General features: G+C 73.1%; 19 protein-coding genes and 1 other RNA gene. 12 read left to right on the top strand and 8 right to left on the bottom strand.

Annotated elements, in window-relative coordinates:
• Positions 1 to 41: 41 nt before the first annotated feature.
• The 5 genes from B446_RS15485 to B446_RS15465 all read right to left on the bottom strand — a co-directional run bounded on the left by B446_RS15485 (position 42) and on the right by B446_RS15465 (position 9,964).
• On the bottom strand, positions 42 to 2,300 hold the full coding sequence (locus B446_RS15485) for a bifunctional glycosyltransferase/CDP-glycerol:glycerophosphate glycerophosphotransferase (RefSeq protein WP_020940389.1): 2,259 nt from the start codon (positions 2,298 to 2,300) through the stop codon (positions 42 to 44).
• Between the two features lie 156 nt (positions 2,301 to 2,456).
• Positions 2,457 to 3,368: a carbohydrate ABC transporter permease gene (locus B446_RS15480; protein ID WP_020940388.1), complete on the bottom strand. Its 912-nt coding sequence runs from the start codon at positions 3,366 to 3,368 to the stop codon at positions 2,457 to 2,459.
• Complete coding sequence (locus tag B446_RS15475; protein ID WP_078614711.1) at positions 3,365 to 4,708, bottom strand: ABC transporter permease subunit; 1,344 nt, start codon at positions 4,706 to 4,708, stop codon at positions 3,365 to 3,367. The genes B446_RS15480 and B446_RS15475 overlap by 4 nt, the downstream gene beginning before the upstream one ends.
• Positions 4,709 to 4,715: 7 nt before the next feature.
• Complete coding sequence (locus B446_RS15470; RefSeq protein ID WP_020940386.1) at positions 4,716 to 6,083, bottom strand: ABC transporter substrate-binding protein; 1,368 nt, start codon at positions 6,081 to 6,083, stop codon at positions 4,716 to 4,718.
• 161 nt (positions 6,084 to 6,244) lie between these two features.
• Positions 6,245 to 9,964, bottom strand: coding sequence for an FHA domain-containing protein (locus B446_RS15465; protein ID WP_043475663.1), 3,720 nt, complete (start codon positions 9,962 to 9,964; stop codon positions 6,245 to 6,247).
• 364 nt (positions 9,965 to 10,328) lie between these two features.
• On the opposite strand from B446_RS15465, the gene B446_RS15460 reads away from it, so the two are divergent.
• The 4 genes from B446_RS15460 to B446_RS15445 all read left to right on the top strand — a co-directional run bounded on the left by B446_RS15460 (position 10,329) and on the right by B446_RS15445 (position 15,710).
• Positions 10,329 to 12,011, top strand: coding sequence for a serine/threonine-protein kinase (locus B446_RS15460; RefSeq protein WP_020940384.1), 1,683 nt, complete (start codon positions 10,329 to 10,331; stop codon positions 12,009 to 12,011).
• Between the two features lie 111 nt (positions 12,012 to 12,122).
• Entirely contained in the window at positions 12,123 to 13,346 is a 1,224-nt protein-coding gene (locus tag B446_RS15455) for a serine/threonine-protein kinase (RefSeq protein ID WP_020940383.1), read from the top strand.
• Positions 13,347 to 13,434: 88 nt separating this feature from the next.
• Complete coding sequence (gene prfB, locus B446_RS15450) at positions 13,435 to 14,541, top strand: peptide chain release factor 2 (protein ID WP_020940382.1); 1,107 nt, start codon at positions 13,435 to 13,437, stop codon at positions 14,539 to 14,541.
• A 305-nt stretch (positions 14,542 to 14,846) separates the two neighbouring features.
• Entirely contained in the window at positions 14,847 to 15,710 is an 864-nt protein-coding gene (locus tag B446_RS15445) for a hypothetical protein (RefSeq protein WP_020940381.1), read from the top strand.
• A gap of 130 nt (positions 15,711 to 15,840) precedes the next feature.
• Here B446_RS15445 and B446_RS15440 read toward each other — a convergent pair whose 3' ends face one another.
• Entirely contained in the window at positions 15,841 to 16,032 is a 192-nt protein-coding gene (locus B446_RS15440; RefSeq protein WP_020940380.1) for a hypothetical protein, read from the bottom strand.
• A 232-nt stretch (positions 16,033 to 16,264) separates the two neighbouring features.
• On the opposite strand from B446_RS15440, the gene ftsE reads away from it, so the two are divergent.
• The 5 genes from ftsE (at position 16,265) to ssrA (ending at position 20,183) form a co-directional block, all read left to right on the top strand.
• Entirely contained in the window at positions 16,265 to 16,954 is a 690-nt protein-coding gene (ftsE, locus tag B446_RS15435) for a cell division ATP-binding protein FtsE (protein ID WP_020940379.1), read from the top strand.
• A gap of 34 nt (positions 16,955 to 16,988) precedes the next feature.
• Entirely contained in the window at positions 16,989 to 17,906 is a 918-nt protein-coding gene (gene ftsX / locus B446_RS15430; protein WP_020940378.1) for a permease-like cell division protein FtsX, read from the top strand.
• A gap of 67 nt (positions 17,907 to 17,973) precedes the next feature.
• Complete coding sequence (locus tag B446_RS15425) at positions 17,974 to 19,146, top strand: S41 family peptidase (protein ID WP_020940377.1); 1,173 nt, start codon at positions 17,974 to 17,976, stop codon at positions 19,144 to 19,146.
• 70 nt (positions 19,147 to 19,216) lie between these two features.
• A complete protein-coding gene (gene smpB / locus B446_RS15420; RefSeq protein ID WP_020940376.1) occupies positions 19,217 to 19,696 on the top strand; it encodes an SsrA-binding protein SmpB in 480 nt (159 codons plus the stop codon).
• Positions 19,697 to 19,797: 101 nt separating this feature from the next.
• Positions 19,798 to 20,183, top strand: a transfer-messenger RNA (tmRNA) gene (gene ssrA, locus B446_RS36465).
• An 84-nt stretch (positions 20,184 to 20,267) separates the two neighbouring features.
• Here the strand turns inward: ssrA and B446_RS15415 are convergent.
• The gene (locus B446_RS15415; RefSeq protein WP_193384463.1) at positions 20,268 to 21,548 is read right to left on the bottom strand and encodes an MFS transporter; all 1,281 of its coding nucleotides are present in this window, start codon (positions 21,546 to 21,548) and stop codon (positions 20,268 to 20,270) included.
• Between the two features lie 83 nt (positions 21,549 to 21,631).
• On the opposite strand from B446_RS15415, the gene B446_RS15410 reads away from it, so the two are divergent.
• The 3 genes from B446_RS15410 (at position 21,632) to B446_RS15400 (ending at position 25,474) form a co-directional block, all read left to right on the top strand.
• On the top strand, positions 21,632 to 22,597 hold the full coding sequence (locus B446_RS15410; protein ID WP_020940374.1) for a LysR family transcriptional regulator: 966 nt from the start codon (positions 21,632 to 21,634) through the stop codon (positions 22,595 to 22,597).
• A gap of 209 nt (positions 22,598 to 22,806) precedes the next feature.
• Complete coding sequence (locus B446_RS15405) at positions 22,807 to 24,225, top strand: nitrate/nitrite transporter (RefSeq protein WP_020940373.1); 1,419 nt, start codon at positions 22,807 to 22,809, stop codon at positions 24,223 to 24,225.
• A gap of 85 nt (positions 24,226 to 24,310) precedes the next feature.
• On the top strand, positions 24,311 to 25,474 hold the full coding sequence (locus B446_RS15400; RefSeq protein ID WP_020940372.1) for a uroporphyrinogen-III synthase: 1,164 nt from the start codon (positions 24,311 to 24,313) through the stop codon (positions 25,472 to 25,474).
• Between the two features lie 55 nt (positions 25,475 to 25,529).
• Here the strand turns inward: B446_RS15400 and B446_RS15395 are convergent, their stop codons facing one another.
• Positions 25,530 to 26,012: a DUF1772 domain-containing protein gene (locus B446_RS15395; protein WP_020940371.1), complete on the bottom strand. Its 483-nt coding sequence runs from the start codon at positions 26,010 to 26,012 to the stop codon at positions 25,530 to 25,532.
• Between the last annotated feature and the right edge of the window lie 21 nt (positions 26,013 to 26,033).

Below are 26,033 nucleotides of genomic sequence, written 5' to 3'. Positions count from 1 at the left end.
GTACTGAGGGGCATGCGGACTCCTGCCGGGACCAACGGTGTTCAGCGGCCCTCGGTGACGGGGAGGGGGCCGGAAGGTTGCGGGACGGTGGCGAGGGGCGGGCGCGCGGACGCCGCCGCCGACGGGACCGGCTCGCGCGCGGCGGGCGGAACCGGCTCCGGCCGCCCCTCCGTCTCGCCCAGCACCACGTGCCGTACGACGCGTTCGGCGGCGTGTCCGTCGTCGTACGGGCAGAACCGCTCGCGGAACGACGCCCGCGCCTGGGCGGAGCGCGCGCCGCGCCAGTGGCCGCCGGCGAAGATGTCGATCACCTCGTCCTCGGTGGCCGCCACCGGACCCGGTGGGAAGGCGCGCAGGTCGAAGTAGGTGCCCCGGGCCGCCTCGTAGACGTCCAGATCCTCGGTGTGGACGACGACCGGCCGGTCCAGGACCGCGTAGTCGAACATCAGCGAGGAGTAGTCGGTGAGCAGCGCGTCCGAGGCCAGGCACAGGGCCTCCACGCTCGGGTGCTCCGAGACGTCGATGATCCGGGGGCCCCGGCCGAGGCAGCCGCCGCGCTCGGGGTGGGGCCGGGCGAGGATCACGAAGCGCGGTCCCAGACGGTTCAGGACGCGCTCCAGGTCGAGCGGTGGGCGCTGGGTGCGGAGGTGGTCGCGGTAGGTGGGCGCGTAGAGGATCGCGACCGAGCCCTCCGGGATGCCCAGCGACCCGCGCAGCCGGGTCACGTCGGCCGCAGTGGCCTGCTGGAGGACGTCGTTGCGCGGGTGGCCGTACTCCAGCACCGTGTACCGGCCCGGGAGGACCCGCTCCCAGGTCAGGGTGGAGTGCCGGTTGCCGGAGAGCACGTAGTCCCATCGGTCGACGTCGCGCAGCAGCTCCTCGAAGTCGGTGTCCCGGGCCGCCGCCGGGCGCTCCTGGAGGTCGAGGCCCATGTGCTTGAGCGGGGTGCCCCGCCGGGTCTGGACGAGGACCTGGCCGCGGCGCTTTCGCAGCCCGCGGCCGAAGTCGCCGTCGTTCACCAGGTACTTGGAGCGGGCCAGCGCCGTCCAGTAGGCGGCCGTGCCGGGGCACAGTCCGCGCCGGCCCTGCGGGACGGTGTGCCGGTGCTCGGGGCGGACGACCCACGCGGTGCGGAGGTGCGGGGCGTGCGTGCGGAACGCCTGCTCCAGCGCGCCCGGGTCGCCGCCGTGGCCGCGCCCGCCGCGGGCGGCGAACACCGCGCGGTCGGACCGGAGCGGCAGGCAGCGCTGGACCCGGTAGTGCAGCCGCAGCGCGGCGGCCCTGAGCGAACGGGTCAGCTTCAGCGTGGACTTCAGGGTCCGGCGGCGCACCGCCGAGGCCAGCCGCAGGGCCTGGAAGGTGCGGTGCAGACCGAACCGGATCAGCGCGTGCCGCGGCCGGGAGCGCGGCGGCACCCGGGTGCCGGGGACGCGGTGCGCGCGGTAGTGGGCGCGGGCCCGGCGCACGAACTCGGCGCGGCTGCCGCGCGGCAGCCGGTCCCGGCGGCCGAGGATCACCAGATAGTGGTCGATCATCCGGCGGAACAGCTCCGGCCGCCAGCGCGCGAGTCCGGGACGCTGTGCCACGTAGGCGAACACCCGGTCGTACTGGTCGAAGACGTCGAAGTGCCTGCGGCTCGTGGTGCGCAGGATGTTGCCCTGCCGGCGCTGCCGGTAGTGCACGCACACGCGGTCCAGGGTGGCGATCGACCCGGCGGCCATCAGGACCGGGAAGGTCCAGGGGGTGTCCTCGTAGTAGCCCGGGGGGAACGTGAAGCCGTGCTCGGCGACGAACTCCCGCCGGTAGGCCTTGTTCCAGGCGACCATCAGTACCCGCAGCAGCCCCGGCCGGTCCTCGAGGCGGAACGGGGCGGGACCCTCCTCCGTCAGATGAGCGGCGAGCTGGTTGCGGACCGTCCCGCCGTCCCAGTAGGTGCGCGCGTAGTCGAAGACCAGCACGTCCGGCTCGCCGGTCTCCTTGATCCGGTCGGCGACGGCGCGCAGCGCGTCCGGGGTGAGCGTGTCGTCGCTGTCCAGGAAGACCAGGTAGTCACCCGTCGCCTCGGCGACGCCCGCGTTGCGGGCCCGGCCGAGGCCCTGGTTCTCCGGCAGGTGCACGGCCTTCACCCGGGCGTCCCGGGCGGCGTACTCGTCGATGATCGCGCCGCAGGCGTCCGGCGACCGGTCGTCCACGGCGATCAGTTCGAGGTCGGAACAGGACTGGGAGAGCACCGAGTCCAGGCACTGGGGGAGATACGCCTGGACCTTGTACGCGGGGACAATGACACTGAACCTGGGCAAGGGACATCCATGGGTCGGTCGGCGCGGGCGTTCTGCCCGGCAACGGCCGATGGAGTGAATTGGTTACGGTTCATGCGGCATGTGGGGGACTTCCGGGTGAACGCCGAGGGGCGGGCCGTTGACGGCCCGCCCCCGCGAAACACCTTTTCGGTGCGTCTACTTGACCGCGCCCGCCATCACGCCGGACACGAACTGCCGCTGGAACGCGAAGAACACGGCCAGCGGGATCACCATGGAGATGAAGGCTCCCGGCGCCAGGACGTCGATGTTGTTGCCGAACTGGCGCACCTGGGTCTGCAGGGCCACCGTGATCGGCTGCGAGCCCGACTTCGTGAACACCAGCGCCACCAGCATGTCGTTCCACACCCACAGGAACTGGAAGATGCCGAGGCTCGCGATCGCGGGGCCGCCGAGCGGCATCACCACCCGGGCGAACAACCGCAGTTCACCCGCCCCGTCGAGCCGGGCCGCCTCCAGCAGCTCCCTCGGGATCTCCGCGAAGAAGTTCCGCAGCAGGAACACCGCGAACGGCAGCCCGAAGCCGACGTGGAACAGGATCACCCCGAGGATCGTCCCGAACAGACCGATGTTCCCGAAGAGTTCGGCGATCGGGATCAGCGCGACCTGAACGGGCACCACCAGCAGGCTGACCACGCCGAGGAACCACCAGTCCCGGCCGGGGAACTCCATCCACGCGAACGCGTAACCGGCCAGCGAACCGATCACCACGACCAGCAGCGTCGCCGGGACGGTGATCAGCACGGTGTTCACCAGGGAGTGGGTGATGTCACCGTTCTCCAGCAGCTTGCGGTAGCTCTCGAAGGTCAGCTGGGACGGTTTCGCGAACACCTTCCACCAGCCGCTCGCGCTCATGTCCTCCGGCGCGCGCAGGGAGGAGATGAGCAGACCGATGGTCGGCACCAGCCAGAACAGGCCGACGAGCAGGAGGAAGACCCGGACCAGACCGCCGCTCAGCTTCTCGGTGATCCGGGACCCCAGCGACTGCCGTGCCTCGGCCGGCGGGCCCGCGGCCGCCGCCTTCGCGACGCTTCCGGTGGCCGTGGTCATCGCCGCACCTCCCGCCTCAGCCGACGAATGTTGAACAGCATCACCGGGATCACCAGCAGCAGCAGGAACACCGCGATGGCGCTCGCGATGCCCGGCTGGCTCTCCGCGAAGCCCTTCCGGTACAGCTCCAGGGCCAGCACGTTCGCGTCGTCCTGGGAGGAGCCCGGCGCGATGATGTAGACGAGGTCGAACACCTTGAGCACGTTGATCATCAGCGTGACCATGACCACCGCGAGCACCGGGGCCAGCAGCGGCACGGTGATCCGGCGGAACACCTGCCACTCGTTGGCGCCGTCCACGCGCGCGGCCTCCAGCAGCTCCCGGGGCACGCCCGCGAGCCCGGCCGCGATCAGCACCATCGCGAAGCCCGCCCACATCCACACGTACGAGCCGATGATGGCCGGGGTGACCAGCGAGGGACCGAGCCAGTCGACGCCGTTGTACGGCTCCTTGAAGTTGGCCGCGGGCAGCCGCAGCAGAGCCCCGTCGGCCTCCGCCGGCAGCGTGAAGGTGCCGTCCGCCGCGGCCTTCGTGGTGGCCACCACCGTGCCGTCCTTCATCGCCTCGATCCGCATCCCGGCGTAACCCGGCTCGGACGGGTCGGGCGCGCCCAGCCTGCCCACACCCTTGCCGCGGGTGAAGTCCTGCCAGGTGGTGCCGGTGACCTTCCCGGGCTCCGGCCGGGCGGCCACCGCCTTCTTCGTGTCGCCGGGGAACTGGTCGGGGGCGACGCCGACCAGCGGCAACGCGACGGGCCGTCCCGCGTGCACCGGCGCCCTGGTGACGAAGCCGCCCTGGTCGGGCCTGAGCGGCGACTCGCGGCCCGGGTGCGCCTTCGGGAACGCCGACGACGGGGCGAACGTGTCGTGCACGCCCACCCACACCGCGTTGGCGACGCCCTTGGCCGGGTCCTGGTCGTAGACCAGCCGGAAGATGATCCCGGCCGCCAGCATCGAGATCGCCATCGGCATGAAGACGACCAGCTTGAACGCCGTTCCCCAGCGCACCCGTTCGGTCAGCACCGCGAACATCAGGCCGAGCGCGGTGGAGACCGTCGGGGCGAACACCACCCAGATCACGTTGTTCTTCAGCGCCGTGCGGATGCCGTCGTCGGTGAACAGCGCCTTGTAGTTGTCGACCCCGGCGAAGCCGTCGCCCGAGGCGTTGTAGAAGCTGCGGACGATCGAGTACCCGATCGGGTAGACCACGAGCGCGCCCAGCAGCACCAGGGCCGGCAGCAGGAAGAGGGCTGCCACCGTACGGCGGGTGCCGGTCACGCTCTTGCGGCTCTTGGACACGGCGGGGCCCGGTGGGGCCCCGGCCGCCGCTGCCGACGCCATGGCCGGATCAGCCCCCGTTCCCGTACGCGGCCGCCGCGTCCTTCTCCAGCTTCGTCTGGGCGCCCGCGACGTCCTTCGGGTTCTTCAGGAAGTCCTGCAGGTCCTTCCACTCGCCCTTGCCCGGGGTGCCGCCGAAGGCCTGTGGGGCCTGGTCGGACATGTCGAAGCGGAAGTCGTCACCGGACGCGATCAGCGCCTTGGCGATCTTCTGCTGGACCGGGTTCGGGTACGCCGAGACCGGCACGCTCTTGTTCGGCGAGAGGTAGCCACCCAGCTTGGCCTGGATCGTCGCCGCGTCCGGCGAGGCCAGGAAGGTGGCGAGCGCCTGGGCCCCCTTGGAGTCCTTCAGGATGACGGCCGCGTCGCCGCCGGAGACCACGGGCGCCGCGGAACCCACCGCCGGGAACGGGAACACCTTCGCGTCCGTGCCCACCTTGGCCTTGGTGTCACCGATGTTGACCTGCGCGAAGTCGCCCTCGTAGACCATGGCCGCCTTCGGCTGGTCGCCGCCGGTGAAGGTCTGGGTGACGGACGCCGGGAACTCGGTCTGCAGGGCGCCGTCCGCGCCGCCCGCCACGTAGTCCTTCTTGCCCCAGACCTGGGCGAGCGTGGTGAGCGCCTGCTTCACCGAGGGATCGGTCCACTTGATCTTGTGCTGGGCGAGCTGGTCGTACTTCTCCGGGCCCGCCTGGGACAGGTAGACGTTCTCGAACCAGTCGGTGAGCGTCCAGCCGTCGGCGCCGCCGACCGAGAACGGGGTGACACCCGAGTCGTACACCGCCTGCGCGGTGGTCAGCAGCTCCTTCCAGGTCTTCGGCTCCTTGGCGCCCGCGTTCTCGAACGCCTTGGCGTTGTACCAGATCAGCGACTTGTTGGCGGCCTTGTAGTAGACGCCGTACTGCTTGCCGTCGACCTTGCCGATGTCCTGCCAGCCCTGCGAGTAGTTCTTCGACAGCTCCTTGAGGGCGTCCGGGCCGAGGGGCTTGGCCCACTTCTTGTCCACCGCCTGCTTGATGGCGCCCGGCTGCGGCAGCATGGCGACGTCCGGCGGCTGGCCACCGGCGATCTTCGACCCGAGGAAGTTGATGATCGGGTCCTGGGCGGGCACGAACGTGACCTTCGCTCCCGTGCGCTTCTCGAACTCCGCGAGGACCTTCTTGAAGTTCGCCTGTTCCGTGCCGGTCCAGACGGCGGCGACCTCCAGGTTCACGCCGTTCAGCTTCGGCAGGCTGACGCCGGACCCGCTGCCGGTGGATCCGCCGCCGCTGTCCTTCTTGCCGTCGCCGCCTGAGCAGGCGCTGAGGGCGAGGGCTCCCGCGAGGAGCGCGGCGAGTGTGGTGACGGCCCTGTGTGTCCGGATGGTGTTGCTACGCATCACTTCCCCGTTCGTCGTTCTCCGTTGAACGTCAGAACTCTGTCCCGTGCGCTCCGGTCTACGCCGGGCCGTGCGGGAGCGGCAAGAGCGCCTGCGCCGTCCAGCGGCCCATCGTGACCGGCTCGTGATCAAAGGAGTGCGCCGACCCCGGTGAGGGGCGGTCAGAGCAGGGAGGGCACCTCCGCCGCCGCGACCTCCCGGGCCGCGCGCTCCACCGCGCTCGCCAGCAGCGCCAGGTCGGTCGGGCCGTTGCCGAGCTCGCGCACCGGGCGGCGGGTGGGCGGATCGCCCATGCGCTGCCACTCCAGCGGCACGACCGTGGGCCGCTGCGTCGCGGTCCGCGGGATTCGGCCCGTCACCCGGCCGCCCTGGAAGCCGACGGCCCGGCCGTCCGCGTAGGTCAGCCGGCCCCGCCCGGGCGCCGGTTCGTCCGGTCCCGCCGACGGCGCGTCCAGGGATATGCGCAGGTCGGCCCGGCGGGCCGGTTCCGTATCCGCCGTACGGCCGTCCGTGCCGGCCGCGGCCACCAGGTGCACGCCGAGCCGCTCGCCCTCCCTGGCCACCGCCTCGAGAGCGCGCAGCACCGACCCCGCGGCGGGGCGGCCCGGGGAGCCCAGCGCCGGGGAGACCAGCGCGTCCAGGTCGTCCACGACCACCACGAGCCGGGGCAGCGGCGGCGCCGCCTCGGTGCGCTGCCGCGCGGCAGCGCCGGGCCGCAGCCGCAGCGTGGAACTGGACGGGGACTCTATGTCCCCCGCGCCCGCACCCGCGCCCGCGTTCGCCGGGGCCGGGGCGGCGGCCGCCCGCCCACCCGGCGTGCGCTGCGCGACGATACGGCCCGACACCTCACGCCCCGAGTGCCACTGGGTGAAGTCCGTCCGGCCGAGCAGCTCCGCGCGCCGCTTCAGCTCGGCGCTCAGCGACTGCGCGAACTCCCGCATGCGCACCGGGTCGTTGGCGATGAGATGGGTCGTCACATGCGGTATGTCCGTGCAGACGCGCAGTCCCTCGCCGCGCCCCGCGCCGGTGCCGACGCCGTCGCGGCCGTCGATCAGCACCATGCCCAGCCGGTCGGGCCGCTCGGCGGCGGCCAGCGAGGCGACCACGGACCGCAGCAGCTCGGTGCGGCCGCTGCCGGCGGGCCCCTCGACCAGCAGATGCGGCCCCTCGGCGACCAGGTCGGCGGTGAGCGGGCCGCGCGGCCCGGCCCCGAGCACCGCCCGGGCCCGGCCGCCGAGCGACTCCGTGTCGTCGGCCGCGTCCGCCCAGCGCGCCATCAGCGAGGCCGGGGTGGCCCGGGCCAGGCCCAGCTCGTCCAGCAGCCGCGCCGACTGCGGCAGCGGTACGGCCACGCGCGCGTGCCGCTCGCCGACCGGGCCGTCCGGCCGCAGCGGCGCCAGAGCCCGCGCGAACCGCTCCGCCCAGGCGGCGGAGACGGCGTCGACGGTCGCCGACGTCCCCGGCTCGACGGGGCCCGTGGGGGCGACCCGCATCAAATGCAGGGCACCCGCGACGTCCCCGCTGAGCAGGGCCACGGCCCCGCAGTGCCGGAAGGTGGGCGTCAGGGCGCAGGCCTCCTCGTACGTCCGTGTCACGGGCGAGGCGGGGGTGGCGGCCGCGGTCTCGGCGAGGCACAGGACGTGGATCCCGGCCCGGGGCCCGGCCACGGCCAGCCGCGCCAGGCTCTCCTGGAGCGAGGACCCGCCGGGGTCCCCGTCCACGACGACGACCGTGTACGGACCCGGGAAGCCGCCGCCTCCGTCCCGGCCGGCGTCCTCCCGTGCCCAGGAGGGACGGCGGCCGGACGCGGTCCGCTGCGCGGAGCCGGGAGCGGCCGGGGTGCCGAAGGCGGGGGTGCCGGGGACGGTGGGATCGGGTGCCGCCGCGGCTCCGTCGTCCGCCGGGGTCTGCCGTGCCGGAGCGGGCTGGGCCGCGCCCCTGCCGGTCGCCGCGTACTCCTCGACCCGGCGCAGCAGTTCCTCCGTGCGGGCCGCCGCCTGTTCCCGGTCGTGCGCCAGCAGCAGCCGGCAGTCCTGGCCGTGGCCCGGGCGGACGTGCGGGAGCCAGCCGAGCCAGGACCACTCGGCGGCCCGCTCCTCGACCGGACGCGTCCGGTCGGCGCTGATCAGCACGATCTCCAGCAGGTCGGGGGAGTGCAGCGCGGCGAGCTGGGCGAGCACCGCGCGGGCCAGCCCGGCCAGCCGGGGGCGCGGACCGGCCAGGCCCAGCGCGCCCGCCTCGCGCAGCGCGGCGGTCACCGGCACGGCGGGCAGCGTCCCCGAGCCGTCCGGTGCGCTCCGGTCGGCGGTGCCGAGCCGTACGGTCAGGGCCTCGGGGTGACCGGGCCCCCGCTCCCACAGCCGGGGCCCGGGGCCCAGCGCCGTCAGCAGCAGCGCGGCCGGGTCCGGCCAGGTCTCCGGCGCGGGCGGGACGTCGCCCGCCGGGGCGGCGGCCACCGCCGCCACCGGTGCGCCGTACGCCTCGGGCGGGGCCGCCTGCTGCTCGCCGCGCCCGCCGGCCAGCCGGCGCGCCCACGCGCCTATGCCGCCCCGGCGTCGGCCGCCCTCGGGCAGGTCGGTGCCGTGCGGGGGAGTGTCCTTGTGTCCGCCGCGCGCCGCTTCGGTGCGCCGTGCCGTGTCCGCCCCGCGCGCCGCCTCCGCCCCGGCGGCCGCTTGCGTCCCGCGTGCCGCGCGGTACGCCTGGGCCGCTTCCGTCCCGGAGGCCAGGCCGTACGCCCCGCGTGCTGCTTCCGTCCCGGAGGCCACGCCGTACGCCCCGCGCGCCGCTGCCGTCCCGGGGGCCGTGCCGTCCGGCGCCGGGCCGTGGGACGCCGTACCGGTGTACGCGCTCCCGGACAGGCCGCCCGGGCCGCCGATGCCGTAGTGCCCCGCGTGGGTGTCGCCGCCGCGGGCGGGTGCGCCCTGCGCCGGGAGCGTGCCGCCGGGACCGCCCTGCGGTGCTCCCGCGCCGCCGTCGCGCCGCTCGATGCCCGGCGCCCCGGCCTGGCCGGGGACCGCCGGCTGGTCCCGGCGCCGGTACTCCTGGACGCCCGCGCCCCAGCCCGCGGCGCCGTAGGCGTGGTGGGTCGCCCCGGTCGGGTCCCCGGCCGCGGGTGCCACGCGCGGGTGCCCGGCGGTGTCCGCCGCCCCGGCGCCCGGGTCCGCGCCCGCAGTCCGGCCCGGACCGGTGTCCCCGGTCCCTCCGGGCTCCAGGGCGACCCGTACACAGCCCTCCCCGTCCGGCACCGTGCGCACCCGGGCGCCGGGGCCGCCGGACGGCGTGACCCGCAGGGCGGACTCGCCGATCCTCAGCAGCGCCCCCGCGGAGAACCGCACGGGACGCTCGTCCACGCGCGTGCCGTCCAGCGCCGTGCCGTTCGTGGAGCCGAGGTCGGCCACCGAGACGCGGCCGTCGGCGCCCACGGTGACCGCGCAGTGCAGGCGGGAGACGTCCGGGTCGTCCAGCGGGACGTCGGCGTCGGCGGAGCGGCCGACGGTGATCCGGCCACCGTGCAGCAGATGGACCCCGCCCGCGTCCGGGCCGGCGACCACGTGCAGCTGGGTCGGGGCGTCGTCCAGCTCGGGGTGCGGCTCCAGGGCCGCCGGGGCGCCCAGGGACAGCACGGCGCCGTCGACCAGGGGCGGCTCGCCGAGGGTGTGGCGGCGGGGGTCCAGCCGGTCCGTGCCCGCGTACAGCACGACGGGGGCGCCGCCGGTGTCCCGGCCCGTGCCGCCCTCCCCGGTGACCGCCGACGCCAGCGCCGACGCGACGGCGGCCAGGTCCGTGCCCGCGGGCGCCGTCACCAGCACGTCGCGGCTCGCGGCTCGGCCCCGGTGCGGGGTCGGGCCCAGCGGGTCTACGACGGTCAGCCGGATCTGCATCGCCGTCAGCGGTCCCTTCTGCCCGGGCGCGGACGTACCCCACCCCCGCACGAGCACTCGGCCAGTACTGCAGGCATCCTCGCACCTGTCGCTGACAACACGCCCGCGCCCCGGGGCCAAGTGATCTTGATTGGTCAGCTCTGCCCCCAAAAGTGCCTGACCACTGGCGCGTCGATGATCAGTTGAGATCGGTCACGTGCCTCCCTTGGCAACCAGGAGACCGGAGCGAGCGTCTTTCCTTCGAACATCGACGGGAACGTTTACGTAGTGCCCTCGGGGGCGGCACTACAGTGGATCGGAACACCGGAACACCGGCGAGCAAGCAGCCATGCAAGCAGCCAGCAAGCAGCAGGGAGCGCGTGACGTGCGGCCAGTCGGCAGCAAGTACCTGCTCGAGGAGCCGCTCGGACGCGGCGCCACGGGCACCGTCTGGCGTGCTCGCCAGCGCGAGACCGCGGGTGCCGAGGCGGCCGTGCCCGGCCAGCCCGGCGAGACGGTCGCGATCAAGGTCCTGAAGGAAGAGCTGGCGAGCGACCCGGACATCGTGATGCGGTTCCTGCGGGAACGCTCCGTCCTGCTCCGGCTCACCCACCCCAACATCGTCCGGGTCCGCGACCTGGTCGTGGAGGGTGACCTGCTGGCCCTGGTCATGGACCTCGTCGACGGCCCCGACCTGCACCGCTACCTGCGCGAGAACGGCCCCTTCACCCCGGTCGCCGCGGCCCTGATGACGGCGCAGATCGCCGACGCCCTCGCCGCGAGCCACCACGACGGCGTCGTCCACCGCGACCTGAAGCCCGCCAACGTGCTGCTCCAGCAGTACGACGGCCGGATGCACCCGATGCTGACCGACTTCGGCATCGCCCGCCTCGCCGACTCCCCGGGCCTGACCCGCACCCACGAGTTCGTCGGCACCCCCGCCTACGTCGCCCCGGAGTCCGCCGAGGGCCGCCCGCAGACCTCCGCCGTCGACGTCTACGGCGCGGGCATCCTGCTCTACGAGCTGGTCACCGGCCGTCCGCCGTTCTCCGGCGGCAGCGCGCTTGAGGTCCTGCACCAGCACCTGAGCGCCGAGCCGCGCCGGCCCTCCACCGTCCCGGACCCGCTGTGGACGGTGATAGAGCGCTGCCTGCGCAAGAACCCCGACGAGCGGCCCAGCGCCGAGAACCTCGCGCGCGGGCTGCGGGTCGTCGCCGAGGGCGTCGGCGTGCACGCGAACGCCGCACAGATCGCCGCCGCCGAGGGCGTCGGCGCCCTGCTGGCACCCGACCCGGCCCCGGCCGCGGTCCCGGGCGTGCCCGGCGCCGCCGACCCCACCCAGGTGCTGCCGACCAACGCACCGGGCGCGTACGACCCCAACGCCGCCACCAGCGTGCTGCCGCACACCGGCGGCCCCGTCGGCGCCGCCGACCCCACGGCCGTCCTGCCGAGCACGGGCGCCGCCGACCCGACCGCGGTCCTGCCGCCGGTGCCCCAGGGGCAGCCCGGCGGGCAGCCCGAGCAGCCGCACCCCTGGCAGAGCCAGCTGCGTGCCGCCCGGGACCGCAACGAGCAGACGCAGATCCAGTACATCGACCCCGACGAGGACCCGCTGCGCCGCCGCCCGCAAAGGCAGGTCGCCCGGCCGCAGCAGCAGCCCCGCCAGGCCCCGCAGGCACGGCCGCAGCAGCCCCAGCCGCGCGGCCGGCAGCACCCGCCCGCCGGCTACGGCTACCCGGAGCAGCAGCAGCCCCGGCGCCACGCCCCGCAGCAGCAGCCGCAGCGGTACGCGCCCCCCGCCCCGGAACCGCAGCGACCCGCGCGCGAGCCCCGGCCGGCGCGGCAGCGCAGCGCCAACCCGATGAAGATCCCCGGCCTGGGCTGCCTCAAGGGCTGCCTGTTCACGATCGTCATCCTGGTCGTGGCGAGCTGGCTGGTCTGGGAGCTGACCCCGCTGCACAACTGGATCGGCCAGGGCCGGGGCTACTGGTCCCAGCTCAGCGACTGGGCCGGCAAGGTGAGCCACTGGGTCAAGCGGATCGGGGACTCCTCCGGCAGCGGCAACTGATCGCCGGTTTGGGAATTTGTCGACATCTGGCGGGTGATTTCCGTCTCCACGGTGAAGGTTGGCTCCTCCGGCGCGTAGTTTTAGCGACAACACGCGTCGGTAGGAGCAGTCTTGGCACGGAAGATCGGCAGCCGGTACACCGCCAACCAGATCCTGGGGCGGGGCAGTGCCGGCACGGTGTGGCTGGGCGAGGGGCCCGACGGCCCTGTCGCCGTCAAGCTGCTGCGCGAGGACCTCGCGTCCGACCAGGAACTCGTCGGCCGCTTCGTCCAGGAGCGCACCGCGCTGCTCGGCCTGGAACACCCGCACATCGTCACGGTCCGCGACCTGGTGGTCGACGGCAACGACCTGGCCCTCGTCATGGACCTGGTACGCGGCACCGACCTGCGCACCCGCCTGGAGCGTGAGCGCCGGCTCGCGCCCGAGGCGGCCGTGGCGATCGTCGCCGACGTCGCCGACGCCCTCGCGGCGGCCCACGCGGCCGGGGTCGTGCACCGGGACGTGAAGCCCGAGAACGTCCTGCTGGACATGCAGGGCCCGCTCGGCCCCGGCGGCGCGCACCCGGCGCTGCTCACCGACTTCGGCGTCGCCAAACTGATCGACTCCCCGAAGCGCACCCGCGCCACGAAGATCATCGGCACCCCCGACTACCTGGCCCCCGAGATCGTCGAGGGCCTGCCGCCGCGCGCCGCCGTCGACATCTACGCCCTGGCGACCGTGCTGTACGAACTGCTCGCCGGCTTCACGCCCTTCGGGGGCGGCCACCCCGGCGCGGTGCTGCGCCGGCACGTCACCGAGTCCGTCGCGCCGCTGCCCGGCATCCCCGACGAGCTGTGGCAGCTCATCGTCCAGTGCCTGGCGAAGGCCCCCGCCTCCCGGCTGCGCGCCTCGGAGCTGGCCGCACGGCTGCGCGAGCAGCTCCCGACGCTGGCGGGCATGCCGCCGCTGGACGTGGACGAGCCCGACCTCGCCGACGAGGCGGACGAGGAGCCGGCGCCGCCCGCGCGGTCCGGCGGAGAGCCGGTACGACGGCGCGGCGCGGTGTCCCTCGTGCCCGGCGCCCGGCCCGACTCCAACCGGGACACGCACACCTCGATGCGGGTGCCGGCCCCCGACGAGCTGGCCGGCGGCGCGCACGGGACGGCGCGGGTGCCCCGGGCCCACGGTGCGCCCAGGCCGGGCTCGGCACGGCACCGGGCGACCGTGCGGCGGCGCAGGATCACCCTCGGGGTGGCCGGGGTGGCCGTCGCGGCCCTCGTGGGCGTCGGCGCCTGGTGGGCCGCCTCGGGAGAGGACCAGCCGCCGCAGGACACCCACAGCACCTCGGCCCCGTGACCGTGCGGGGGCGGGCGGCGGGGCCCCGGAGGTGCCCGGCCGGGCGCACCCTGCCCTGGGCGCTCGGCGGAGCCGTTACGCTGGAGGCGTGGCAGTCGTCGATGTATCCGAAGAGCTGAAGTCCCTCTCCTCGACCATGGAGTCGATCGAGGCCGTCCTGGACCTCGACCGGATGAGGGCAGACATCGCCGTGCTCGAGGAGCAGGCGGCCGCGCCGTCCCTGTGGGACAACCCGGACGAGGCGCAGAAGATCACCAGCAAGCTCTCCCACCTCCAGGCCGAGGTCAGGAAGGCGGAGGCGCTGCGCGGCCGGATCGACGACCTGTCGGTCCTCTTCGAGATGGCCGAGGAGGAGGACGACCCGGACACCCGCGCCGAGGCCGAGTCCGAGCTCGCGTCGGTGCGCAAGTCGCTGGACGAGATGGAGGTCCGTACCCTCCTGTCCGGCGAGTACGACTCCCGTGAGGCGCTGGTCAACATCCGCGCCGAGGCCGGTGGCGTGGACGCCGCCGACTTCGCCGAGAAGCTCCAGCGCATGTACCTGCGCTGGGCCGAGCAGCGTGGCTACAAGACGGAGCTCATCGAGACGTCGTACGCCGAAGAGGCCGGCATCAAGTCGACCACCTTCTCCGTGCAGGCGCCGTACGCCTACGGCACCCTCTCCGTCGAGCAGGGCACGCACCGCCTCGTGCGCATCTCGCCCTTCGACAACCAGGGCCGCCGCCAGACCTCCTTCGCGGGCGTCGAGGTGCTGCCGGTCGTCGAGCAGTCCGACCACGTCGAGATCGACGAGACCGACCTGCGCATCGACGTCTACCGGTCCTCCGGACCCGGCGGTCAGGGCGTCAACACCACCGACTCGGCGGTGCGCATCACCCACCTCCCCACCGGCATCGTGGTCTCCTGCCAGAACGAGCGGTCGCAGATCCAGAACAAGGCCACCGCGATGAACGTCCTCCAGGCCAAGCTGCTGGAGCGGCGCCGGCAGGAGGAACAGGCCAAGATGGACGCCCTCAAGGGCGACGGCGGCAACTCCTGGGGCAACCAGATGCGTTCGTACGTGCTGCACCCGTACCAGATGGTCAAGGACCTGCGCACCGAGTTCGAGGTCGGCAACCCCGAGGCCGTGTTCAACGGCGAGATCGAGGGCTTCCTGGAGGCCGGAATTCGCTGGCGCAAGCAGCAGGAGAAGTAACTTTGTCGACATGACAACTGCCGCCCCTGAGGCGGCAGTTGTCATTTGTCTGGGTTTTACATCACACTCACAGGCTTCAACTCCCGGCAAACGCCTCCCTGCTGGACATTGCGCGCGCAACGGCCTTGACGCGTCTTTGAAAAGTGGGAAGGGTGAAGCGTGGCATGCGTATCTCTTGGGGCGCATGTGAACCGGGGGAACGGAAACGCTCGATCGCGTATCGGGCTTCGTCGGCTGCCTCCGTCGATCACGGCCTGCCCCGAGCGCCGCCTCATTGACGAACAGCTACTGGGGGTAGCAACCACATGACGAAGAAGACGCGGATCCGGGTCGCGCGGATAGCCGCCGGCGCCGTGATCGCGGCCGGTGCCTCGCTGACCGCGGCCGGTGCCGCCTCCGCGCTGGACCTCGGTGTCCAGGCGGGGCCGCTCACCCTCGGCGTGAGCGCGGACGGGGAAGACGACGGCGGCACCACCGACGGCGGTGGCGGCTGCGACCCCGTCGGGGTCTGCGACACCACGGGTGGCACCACCACCGGAGGTGACGACACCACCGGCGGCACCACCACCGGGGGTGACGACACCACCGGGGGCACCGTGACCATCGGTGGCGTCATCGGCGGAGAGGACGGCTCCGGCGGCACCACCACGACGGGCGGTGACGACACCACCGGTGGCAGCACCACGACGGGCGGTGACGACACCACTGGTGGCACCACCACGACCGGTGGCACCACCACGACCGGTGGCACCACCACGACGGGTGGCACCAGCACCGACGGCGGCACCACCACGACCGGCGGCGATGGCAGCACCGGCGGCAATGGCAACTCCGGTGGCAACGGCACCTCTGGCGGCGGTTCCAGCACCGGTGGTGGCAACGGCGGTTCCGGCGGCCATGGCGGCGGCCACGGCGGCGGCCACGGCGGCAACGGTCACACCACGCCCGACGGCGGCGGCAACGACAACGTGCCGCAGGAGGAGGGTTCCTCGACCCTCACCGACACCGGCTCCGACACCACGGCCCAGGGCGGCGGCAAGCAGCTCGCCGAGACCGGTGCCGGCCAGACCGCGTTCCTGCTCGTCGGCGCCGCGACCATGATCGCCGGCGGCATCGGCTTCCGCGTCCTGCCCCGTCTGGTCAACGGCCGTGGCGGCGCCGCGGCCTGAGCGTAGCCCCGCGGTCACACACCGCACGCACGCTGATCGCCGAAGGGCCCGGAGCTCGGCGCTCCGGGCCCTTCCGGCGTCTTTGCGGGCCGTCGCGCACGCCGTGCGTGCGCCGTCCCGCGCGGGTCTTCTAGGCGGTCTGGTGCGCCAGCAGCGCGACCGTGGCGATCAGCAGAGCGAGCAGTGCGATCAGCGCCATGGGGTTCAGCCCCGCGAAGAAGTTGTCCTGCTGCAGTCGCTCGCGGTTGGCGCGGCACACCGGGCACCGGCCCTCGCTCACCGGCGACGCGCAGTTCGCGCACACCAACCGGTCGTACGTCATGCGCTCGCCCTCCTTGCACCGGCCATCACACATATAACGCACACGGGAACCAGAACGTTCCCCCTCCACTGTGCCAGGTTCCCCCGGAAAGAGCGCGGGCGCCCGGAGAACCCCACATCCGGGGCCGTACAAAAACGCACAAGCCGCACCCAACCGCGCCCGGGCCCTGCGCTCGCGCACCCGGTTCGCGTATGGTCACGCTCATCTACCCCCGGCGACCCGTGGTGCATCCGTGATCCGATTCGACAACGTCTCCAAGGTCTACCCCAAGCAGACCCGCCCAGCCCTGCGGGATGTGTCCCTGGAAGTGGAGAAGGGCGAGTTCGTCTTCCTCGTGGGATCCTCCGGCTCCGGGAAGTCCACCTTCCTGCGGCTCGTCCTCCGCGAGGAGCGGTGCAGCCACGGCCAGGTGCACGTGCTGGGCAAGGACCTCGCCCGCCTCTCGAACTGGAAGGTGCCGCAGATGCGCCGCCAGCTCGGGACGGTCTTCCAGGACTTCCGCCTCCTGCCCAACAAGACGGTCGCGGAGAACGTGGCCTTCGCGCAGGAGGTGATCGGCAAGTCCCGCGGCGAGATCCGCAAGTCGGTGCCGCAGGTGCTCGACCTCGTCGGGCTCGGCGGCAAGGAGGACCGCAGGCCCGGCGAGCTGTCCGGTGGTGAGCAGCAGCGCGTGGCCATCGCGCGCGCCTTCGTCAACCGGCCCAAGCTGCTGATCGCCGACGAGCCCACCGGCAACCTCGACCCGCAGACCTCCGTCGGCATCATGAAGCTGCTCGACCGCATCAACCGGACGGGCACCACCGTCATCATGGCGACGCACGACCAGAACATCGTGGACCAGATGCGCAAGCGCGTCATCGAGCTGGAGAAGGGCCGCCTCGTGCGTGACCAGGCCCGCGGCGTCTACGGCTACCAGCACTAAGCAAGTTCACGACGGAAAGGCTTGACCAGACGCCATGCGCGCCCAGTTCGTCCTGTCGGAGATCGGTGTCGGTCTCCGCCGCAACCTGACGATGACGTTCGCCGTCATCGTCTCCGTCGCCCTGTCCCTCGCCCTCTTCGGCGGCTCCCTGCTGATGAGCGACCAGGTGAGCACCATGAAGGGCTACTGGTACGACAAGGTCAACGTCTCGATCTTCCTGTGCAACAAGAGCGACGCGCAGTCGGACGTCAACTGCGCCAAGGGCGCGGTCACCGAGGACCAGAAGAAGCAGATCCTGAGCGACCTGCACAAGATGCCGATCGTCGAGAAGGTCGCGTACGAGTCGCAGGACCAGGCGTACAAGCACTACAAGGAGCAGTTCGGCAACTCCCCGCTGGCCAGCTCGCTCACGCCGGACCAGATGCAGGAGTCGTACCGCATCAAGCTCAAGGACCCGCAGAAGTACCAGGTGATCGCGACCGCGTTCAACGGCCGTGACGGGGTGCAGTCGGTCCAGGACCAGAAGGGCATCCTGGACAACCTCTTCCAGCTCCTCAACCTGATGAACCGGGCGGCCCTCGGTGTGATGGCGCTGATGCTGCTCGTCGCGCTGCTGCTGATCGTCAACACCGTGCGGGTCTCGGCGTTCAGCCGCAGGCGCGAGACCGGGATCATGCGCCTGGTCGGTGCCTCGGGCTTCTACATCCAGGCGCCGTTCATCATGGAGGCGGCGGTCGCCGGGCTCATCGGCGGTGGCCTCGCCTGCCTCTTCCTCGTCGTCGGGCGGTACTTCACGATCGACCACGGCATGGCGCTGTCGACCAAGCTCACCCTGATCAACTTCGTCGGCTGGGACGCGGTGTTCACCAAGCTCCCGCTGATCCTCGCGACCAGTGTGCTGATGCCCGCCTTGGCGGCGTTCTTCGCGCTGCGCAAGTACCTGAAGGTGTGACGCATGCCAACAGGGCCGTACGGGCAAGCGACCGTACGGCCCTTCGCGTTGTCCTAGACTCACCGCCATGTCCGGCCGCGACCTGTTCTGTCAGCCCCGCCGCTTCGGCCGCGGGGCCGCCCTGACATTGGTCTTCGCCGGTGTCCTCGTCGCCGGCGCCGCCACCGGTTCCTTCCCGGACACCGCCCAGGGGGGCCATTCCGGCCGCAAGGCCGCCTCCGGGCCCGCGCGTTCGGCGTCCCGGCACGAGGACGTGCGGGAGGCCGCGGCCCGGGCCATGGCCGACGGCAAGTCGCCGATGGAGGCGGCCGAGCGGGCCGTCAGCCGCAGCGGCGACCGCTGGGGCGCCGTCTACTCCGAGGACGAGTACCAGGAGTTCCAGGAGGCCCTCGACGGCCAGTACACCGGTGTCGGCCTGTGGGCGCGGCGCGAGGCGGACGGCCGTATCGAGGTGACCCGGGTGCAGTCGGGCTCGCCGGCCGCCGACGCGGGGATCCGCGCGGGCGACCGGCTGCGCAGTGTCGACGGCGGCGCGGTCGACGGACGGCCGGTCACGGAGGTGGTCTCGTTACTCCGCGGCGACGCCGACGACGCGCGCGCCGGCACGGCGGTCACGCTCGGCCTGCAACGCGGCACGCGCGCGTGGACCGAGACCCTGCGCCGGGCCCGCCTGTCCACCGACTCGGTGACCACGCGCAAGCTGCCCGGCGGGGTCACCGTCATCAGGATCGCCGCCTTCACCAAGGGCTCCGGCGGCGCCGTGCGCGCCGCGGTGCGACAGGCCCCGGCCGGTGTCGTGCTCGACCTGCGGGGCAACTCCGGCGGTCTGGTCACCGAGGCCGTGGACACCGCCTCCGCCTTCCTCGACGGCGGCCTGGTCGCCACCTACGACGTCGACGGCGCCCAGCGCGCCCTGCACGCCCGCACCGGCGGCGACACCGCCCGGCCGCTGGTCGCCCTCGTCGACGGGGGCACGATGAGCGCGGCCGAGATGCTCACCGGCGCGCTCCAGGACCGGGGCCGCGCGGTGGTGATCGGCTCCCGCACCTTCGGCAAGGGCTCCATCCAGATGCCGACCCGGCTGCCCGACGGCTCCGTGGCCGAGCTGACCGTGGGCCACTACCGCACCCCGTCCGGGCACGCGGTGGACGGCCGGGGCATCACTCCCGACCTGGACGCGGGGCCCGGAGCCCTGCGACGGGCGGAGACCGTCCTCACCGGCCTGGGCGACCCCTCGTAGCGCCCCCTGCCGAAGCATCCTCAATGCGCTTCCCTCCCACCCCCTCCATGGTGCGAAAATGGTCGGCACTATGGCTAAGGAAAAAGGGCGCAAGCTGATCGCGCAGAACAAGAAGGCGCGGCACGACTACCACATCCTCGACACGTACGAGGCGGGCCTCGTGCTGATGGGGACCGAGGTGAAGTCGCTGCGCCAGGGGCGGGCCTCGCTGGCCGACGGCTTCGTGCAGCTCGACGGCCACGAGGCGTGGCTGCACAACGTGCACGTGCCCGAGTACAGCCAGGGCACCTGGACCAACCACAGCGCCCGCCGCAAGCGGAAGCTGCTGCTGCACCGCGACGAGATCGACAAGCTGGAGTCGAAGTCCCAGGAGACGGGCCACACCATCGTGCCCCTCGCCCTGTACTTCAAGGACGGCCGCGCCAAGGTCGAGATCGCGCTGGCGAAGGGCAAGAAGGAGTACGACAAGCGCCAGACCCTGCGCGAGAAGCAGGACCGCCGCGAGGCGGACCGCGCCATGTCGGCGGTGCGCCGCAAGCAGCGGGCCTAGCGGGAATACGCTGGCATCGACCCGCGTTGGTCACGTACGATGGCACCTGCACCCCCCGAGGGTGCGTGTGACCCTCTCCGGAGGGATTGAAAAATCAACATGGGGATGATCGGTTTCGACAGCGGATGTCGAAGCAGGGGAAGCGTGTCGAGGAAGCGGCCATGATCTCGTAAACCACAGGCCGAAAACAATAATCGCCAACACCAAGCGCGATTCCTCCTCGTTCGCCCTCGCTGCCTAATTAGCAGCTAGCGAACTCTCATAGGAGTGTCAGCCCGGGGCTGTTCCCGACCCGGATCCTGGCATCGACTAGGGGACTAAACCTTGATCCCGGTCACGGGGTGAAGAGGGAAACCAAACAGTGACTGAGCCCGTCGGAGACTTGTCCGCGTGATCTCCGGGGCCGAGAAAAGCGAAGCGGACTGCACACGGAGAAGCCCTCCTTCCGCACCGTTGGACGCGGGTTCGATTCCCGCCATCTCCACCAGCTCCCCGCGGGGAGTACCCCATGTGGGCCACGGCCCCGTCGCTTCCGAGCGGCGGGGCCGTCGTCATGCCCCGGCCGCCGCCCTCACGCGGCGGCCGGAGCGGCGCTCGCCGTCCCGGCGCCGGCACGGGTCAGCGCGGCCAGTACGAGGGCGAGTGCGGCGGCGGCCACCGGCACGGCGTAGGCGGTGGTGGGGGACAGGTGCTCCACCGCCCAGCCGCCCGTCGCCGAACCGCAGGCGATCCCGGTCAGCAGGCCGGTCACCACCAGGCTCATCCCCTCGTTGAGACGGCCGGCCGGGGTGCGCCGCTGGACGAGGGTCATCGCCGTCACCATCGTCGGTGCCGTCGCCATCCCCGCCGGCAGCAGCGCGCCCGCCAGCACCCACAGCGACCCCGTGGTCCACGCGGCCAGCCACGGCAGCGTCATCAGCACGGCCATCCCGGTCAGGCAGTGACCGAGCCGCAGCCCGGCCGGCTTCAGGGCGCCGTAGACGAGACCCGCCGCGCACGAGCCCGCCGCCTGCAGTGCGAGGACAGCGCCGGCCGCCGCGCGGTGCCCCTGCGCGTCCGCGAAGGCGATCGTGCCGACCTCCATGGAGCCGAACACCGCGCCGGTCGCCACGAAGCAGGCCAGCAGCGGCGGGATCCCGCGGCTGCGCAGCGGCGACGGGCCCTTGGAACGGGCCGCCGGCGGGGGCTCGGTCGCCCGCTGGGCGGTGAACAGCAGCATGCCGCCGAGCAGCAGGACGGCAGCGGTCAGCGTGCCCGCCTCCGGGAAGAGGGTGCCGGTGAGGAAGGACGCCAGCACCGGGCCGAGCATGAAGCACAGCTCGTCGGCCGCCTGCTCGAAGGAGTTGGCGGTGTGCAGGGCCCCGGGGTCGTCGCGCAGCAGATGGGTCCAGCGGGCGCGGGACAGCCCGCCGATGTTGGGGGTGGCCGCGGTGGCGGCGTAGGCGGCGAACAGGGTCCAGTCGGGGGCGTCGCAGCGCACGCAGAGCAGCAGCGCGAGGCTGCCGAGCACCGCCGTCACGGTGGCCGGCACGGCGACCCGGGTCTGCCCGTACCGGTCCACGAGCCGCGCTATCCAGGGGCCGGCGAGCCCGGTCGCCGCGAGCCCGGTCGCGGTGACCGCGCCGGCCAGGGCGTACGAGCCCCGGGACCCGGCGATCATCACCACCGCGCTCACCCCGAACATGCCCATGGGCAGCCGGGCGATCAGGTTGCCCGCGGTGAAGGCGCGGGCGCCGGGGAGACGGAACAGGCGGCGGTACCCGGATCCGGCGGACGACGGTGTCGGCGTCGGTGTCGATGACGGCGACGGTGCGCCCCCTGTTCGGGCGTCTTCGGTGGTCTGTTGCGGCATGCCCCCACGGTCACCCCGAGTGGATCACGGGGTCCAACACCTTCTCCGCGCCGATTCACGCGCTCCCGTTGTAAGTTCCCCGCATGCCCGCTCCCGCCTCCCTCGACCCCCGGCTGCTGCGCGCCTTCCTCGCCGTCGCCGAGGAACTGCACTTCACCCGGGCCGCGGCCCGGCTGTACGTCGCCCAGCAGGCGCTCAGCCGGGACGTGCGGCGACTGGAACGGGAGCTGGGCGCCGAGCTGTTCCTGCGGACCACCCGGCAGGTCGCGCTGACCGCGGACGGCGAGCGCCTGCTGCCACACGCCCGGCGGGTGCTCGCCGCCCAGGACGACCTGCTGGCCGCCTTCGGACAGGCGCGGCCGCTGCTGGTCGACCTCAACTCCGCCGGCCTGGTCACCGGCCGCCGGGTGCTGCACCGGGCCCGTGAACTCGTCCCCGACTGCGAGCTGATGGCCCGCTACGAGAGCGGCCTGACCGGAGCGGCCGGCGAACTGCTCGCGGGCCGGCTGGACGCCTCCTTCGGCCGCTTCGCCGGTCTGGAGCCCGCTCTGCGCTCCGGTCTCGAACAGCAGCCGGTGCGCTGGGAGCCGATGGCCGTGGTGCTGCCCGACGACCACCCCCTGGCGCCCCTGCCCGAGGTCCCGGTGGCAGCACTGGCCGGGGAGACGGTGTACGCCGGGGCCGGCAACCCGCGCACCGGGGAGTGGACCGACCTGGCCCTGCGCCTGTTCGAGGGGCACGGCATCCGGCTGGCCTCGCCCCTGCCGCTGGCGGTCGGGGACGAGGAGTTCGAGCGGATCATGGCCAAGACCCGCAATCCGATCCTGGCCGTGGTGGACTTCCCGGCCATGCCCCGCACGGTGCTGCGGCCGCTCGTCGATCCCGTCCCGCTGTCGCCCGTCTCCCTCGTGTGGCGCAAGGGGCTGGTCCACCCCGGACTGGACGCGCTAAGAGCGGCCGCCGCGGAGATCACCCGCGCCGAGAAGTGGCTTCGACGGCCGGCCGACCGCTGGTTCACGGCCATCGACGATCGTGCGATGGGCGCGTGACGGGCGCCCGGAACCGATCAGCCGCGGCAGGGGACCGAGGACGGCGCGGCCGTGCGGGCCGCCGCCCTCACCGGCCGTCCGCCGGCCGAGTGAGAGCAACGTTCCCTCGCGGTCACTCGCACAGCCACTGACAGGAAACGCGTCCTCCCTACCTTCGGGTCCCAGTTCCGCACCGGACGACCGAGCACCCGGAGCCCCGTGGAGGCGCCATGACTGCCACAGACCCGACCCCGGCCCCGACCCCCGTCCCGCCCCCCGTCCCGCCCCCCGCCCCGACCGGCCGCGCCGGCCGCTGGATCGAGCGCTGGGACCCGGAGGACGAGGTCTTCTGGAAGGCGACCGGGGAGAGGATCGCCCGCCGCAACCTCTGGTTCTCCGTGTTCTCCGAGCACATCGGGTTCTCGGTCTGGACGCTGTGGTCCGTGCTCGTGCTCTTCATGGGGCCCGAGTACGGGCTCACCCCCGCCGACAAGTTCCTGCTGACCTCCGTGGTCACGCTGGTCGGCGCGGCGGTCCGGGTGCCCTACACCTTCGCCGTCGCCCTGTTCGGCGGACGGAACTGGACGATCGTCTCGGCCGGGATGCTGCTCGTGCCGACCGTAGCCGCCTTCGCGGTGATGGAGCCGGGGACGTCCTTCTCCACCTTCCTGCTGGTGGGACTGCTGGCGGGCGTCGGGGGCGGCAACTTCGCCTCCTCCATGACCAACATCAACGCCTTCTTCCCGCTGCGGCGGAAGGGGTGGGCCCTCGGGCTCAACGCGGGCGGCGGCAACATCGGCGTGCCCGTCATCCAGCTCACCGCCCTCGCGATCATCGGGGCGGGCGGCGGGCCCCGGGTGCTGCTCGGCGTCTACATCCCCCTGATCGTCGTCGCCGCCGTCCTCGCCGCACTGTTCATGGACAACCTCGCCACGGTGCGGAACGACACCGGCGCCGCCCGGGACGCGGCGAAGGACGGCCACACCTGGATCATGGCCTTCCTCTACGTCGGCACCTTCGGCTCGTTCATCGGCTACAGCTTCGCCTTCGGGCAGGTCCTGACCAACGAGTTCGGCCGCACCCCGCTGCAGGCCGCCTACCTCACGTTCATCGGCCCACTGCTCGGCTCCCTGATCCGGCCCGTCGGCGGCCGGCTCGCCGACCGCTACGGCGGGGCCCGCATCACCCTGTGGAACTACGTCGGCATGGCCGCCGCCACCGCCGTCCTCATCGTGGCGAGCACGCAGCGCTCGCTCGCGCTGTTCGTGCCGGTCTTCGTGGTGCTGTTCGCGCTCAGCGGGCTCGGCAACGGGTCGACGTACAAGATGATCCCGGGGATCTTCCAGGCCAAGGCCCTGGCCGGGGGACTCACCGGCGAGGCGGCGGCGGCCCACGGGCGACGGCTGTCCGGTGCCGCCATGGGGCTCATCGGGGCCGTCGGCGCGCTCGGCGGCGTCGGCATCAACCTGGCCTTCCGGCAGTCCTTCCTCTCCTACGGCTCCGGCACCGGCGCCTTCGTCGCGTTCCTCGCCTTCTACGGCGTCTGCTTCGCCGTGACCTGGGCCGTATACCTGCGCCGTTCGGCCGGCCGGGTCGCACCCGCCGCCGCAGCCGAGACGAAGCCGCGGCTCAGCTACGCCGAGGTGTGACGTAACACCGCGGACATCACCCCGAACCGAGCCCGTCACGCGCCGTTGACAGGCTCGTTCGGCATGCGGGCAAGGTAGGAGAACCATGGACGACGAACAGCAGCGACCCGACCGGCAGCCCGACGAGGGGCCCCTCGCGGGCTTCACCGTGGGCGTCACCGCCGCGCGCCGCGCCGACGAGCTGGCCGCGCTGCTGCGCCGGCGCGGCGCCGCCGTGCTGCACGCGCCCGCCCTGCGCATCGTGCCGCTCGCCGACGACGGCGAGCTGCTCGCCGCCACCAAGGAACTGATCGACCACGTGCCGGACGTGGTGGTGGCCACCACCGCCATCGGGTTCCGCGGGTGGATCGAGGCCGCCGACGGCTGGGGTCTCGGGGAGCAGCTCCTCGACCGGCTGCGCGGGGTGGAGCTGCTGGCCCGCGGCCCCAAGGTCAAGGGGGCGGTCCGGGCCACCGGACTCACCGAGGAGTGGTCGCCGGCCGGCGAGTCCATGGCCGAGGTGCTCGACCGGCTGCTCGCCGAGGGCGTCGGCGGTCGCCGGGTCGCCGTACAGCTGCACGGGGAGCCGCTGCCGGGATTCGTGGAGGCGCTGCGGGTCGCGGGCGCGGAGGTCGTGCCGGTGCCGGTGTACCGCTGGATGCCGCCGGAGGACATCGGTCCCGTCGACCGCCTGCTGGACGCCGTCGTCGCCCGCACGGTGGACGCCCTCACCTTCACCAGCGCGCCCGCCGCCGCCTCCCTGCTGTCACGCGCCGAGGAACGGGGGCTCGTCGACGAGGTGCTGGCGACGCTCGGCCACGACGTGCCGGCCGCGTGCGTCGGCCCCGTCACCGCGCTGCCGCTCCAGGCCCGGGGCGTGGCCACCGTGCAGCCCGAACGCTTCCGGCTCGGACCGCTCGTACAGCTGCTGTGCCAGGAACTGCCGGGACGGGCCCGGGCGTTGCCGGTCGCCGGGCACCGGGTGGAGATCCGGGGGCACGCGGTCCTGGTGGACGGCGGGCTGAAGCCGGTGCCGCCGGCCGGGATGTCCCTGCTGCGGGCGCTGGCCCGGCGGCCGGGATGGGTGGTGTCCCGGGCCGAACTGCTGCGCGCGCTGCCGGGCTCCGGGCGGGACGAGCACGCGGTGGAGACCGCCATGACCCGGCTGCGCTCGGCGCTGGGGACACCGAAGCTGATCCAGACGGTGGTCAAGCGCGGCTACCGGCTGGCCCTCGACCCGGCAGCGGACGCCAAGTACGCGGACGCGTAGCCGCCGTGGCCCGGCGTGCGGGCCGGAAGACGCCAGGTCCCGGGCCGCCCGGCCGTCAGCGCCCGGTGGCGGGCCGTCCGGCGGTCAGCGCCCGTGCCAGGCAGGCCAGCGCCAGCGTCGACAGCACCGCCCGGACGACGTTCCACGCCACCCAGGGGTCCTCGAAGTGCTCCCGCAGGGCGGTGGGGTCGCCCTTCGCGGCCAGGGCGTCGTTCAGCGGGATGCTGAACACGACCGTGACGAGGAAGGCGAGCCCGTACGCGACGAGCGCCGCCGTCACCCACCGGCCGCCCGCCGTGCCCCGCAGCTGCCACGCCGACACCCCCGTCAGCGCCAGGGCCCCCAGGAAGCTGAGGAAGAACACCGGGTTCTGGATCACCACGTTGATGTCCCGCATGACCTCGACGTACGTACGGTCGTCGCTGCGGTCCAGGGCCGGCATCACCGCGCAGGCGAAGACGTAGAACACCCCGGCGATCAGGCCCATCGCGACCGTGGCCGCGCCCAGGACGGCCCTGCTGCTTCTCTTCTCCGACATGCCCACAAGCCAACCGGGGAT

Origin of the sequence: Streptomyces collinus Tu 365, assembly GCF_000444875.1 — a bacterium.
In the GTDB taxonomy this organism is placed as follows: domain Bacteria; phylum Actinomycetota; class Actinomycetes; order Streptomycetales; family Streptomycetaceae; genus Streptomyces; species Streptomyces collinus_A.
The sequence above is the reverse complement of the archived record's forward strand: the minus strand, read 5'-3'. Positions and strand labels throughout refer to the sequence as shown.

Excerpts from the sequence above, each read along its gene's own strand:
- B446_RS15440 (WP_020940380.1), bottom strand. The coding sequence starts at position 16,032 with ATGACGTACGACCGGTTGGTGTGCGCGAACTGCGCGTCGCCGGTGAGC.
- B446_RS15405 (WP_020940373.1), top strand. The coding sequence starts at position 22,807 with ATGACTGCCACAGACCCGACCCCGGCCCCGACCCCCGTCCCGCCCCCC.
- B446_RS15480 (WP_020940388.1), bottom strand. The coding sequence starts at position 3,368 with ATGACCACGGCCACCGGAAGCGTCGCGAAGGCGGCGGCCGCGGGCCCG.
- B446_RS15465 (WP_043475663.1), bottom strand. The coding sequence starts at position 9,964 with ATGCAGATCCGGCTGACCGTCGTAGACCCGCTGGGCCCGACCCCGCAC.
- B446_RS15445 (WP_020940381.1), top strand. The coding sequence starts at position 14,847 with ATGACGAAGAAGACGCGGATCCGGGTCGCGCGGATAGCCGCCGGCGCC.
- B446_RS15415 (WP_193384463.1), bottom strand. The coding sequence starts at position 21,548 with ATGCCGCAACAGACCACCGAAGACGCCCGAACAGGGGGCGCACCGTCG.
- B446_RS15400 (WP_020940372.1), top strand. The coding sequence starts at position 24,311 with ATGGACGACGAACAGCAGCGACCCGACCGGCAGCCCGACGAGGGGCCC.
- B446_RS15410 (WP_020940374.1), top strand. The coding sequence starts at position 21,632 with ATGCCCGCTCCCGCCTCCCTCGACCCCCGGCTGCTGCGCGCCTTCCTC.
- smpB (WP_020940376.1), top strand. The coding sequence starts at position 19,217 with ATGGCTAAGGAAAAAGGGCGCAAGCTGATCGCGCAGAACAAGAAGGCG.
- B446_RS15425 (WP_020940377.1), top strand. The coding sequence starts at position 17,974 with ATGTCCGGCCGCGACCTGTTCTGTCAGCCCCGCCGCTTCGGCCGCGGG.
- ftsX (WP_020940378.1), top strand. The coding sequence starts at position 16,989 with ATGCGCGCCCAGTTCGTCCTGTCGGAGATCGGTGTCGGTCTCCGCCGC.
- B446_RS15395 (WP_020940371.1), bottom strand. The coding sequence starts at position 26,012 with ATGTCGGAGAAGAGAAGCAGCAGGGCCGTCCTGGGCGCGGCCACGGTC.
- B446_RS15470 (WP_020940386.1), bottom strand. The coding sequence starts at position 6,083 with ATGCGTAGCAACACCATCCGGACACACAGGGCCGTCACCACACTCGCC.
- B446_RS15475 (WP_078614711.1), bottom strand. The coding sequence starts at position 4,708 with ATGGCGTCGGCAGCGGCGGCCGGGGCCCCACCGGGCCCCGCCGTGTCC.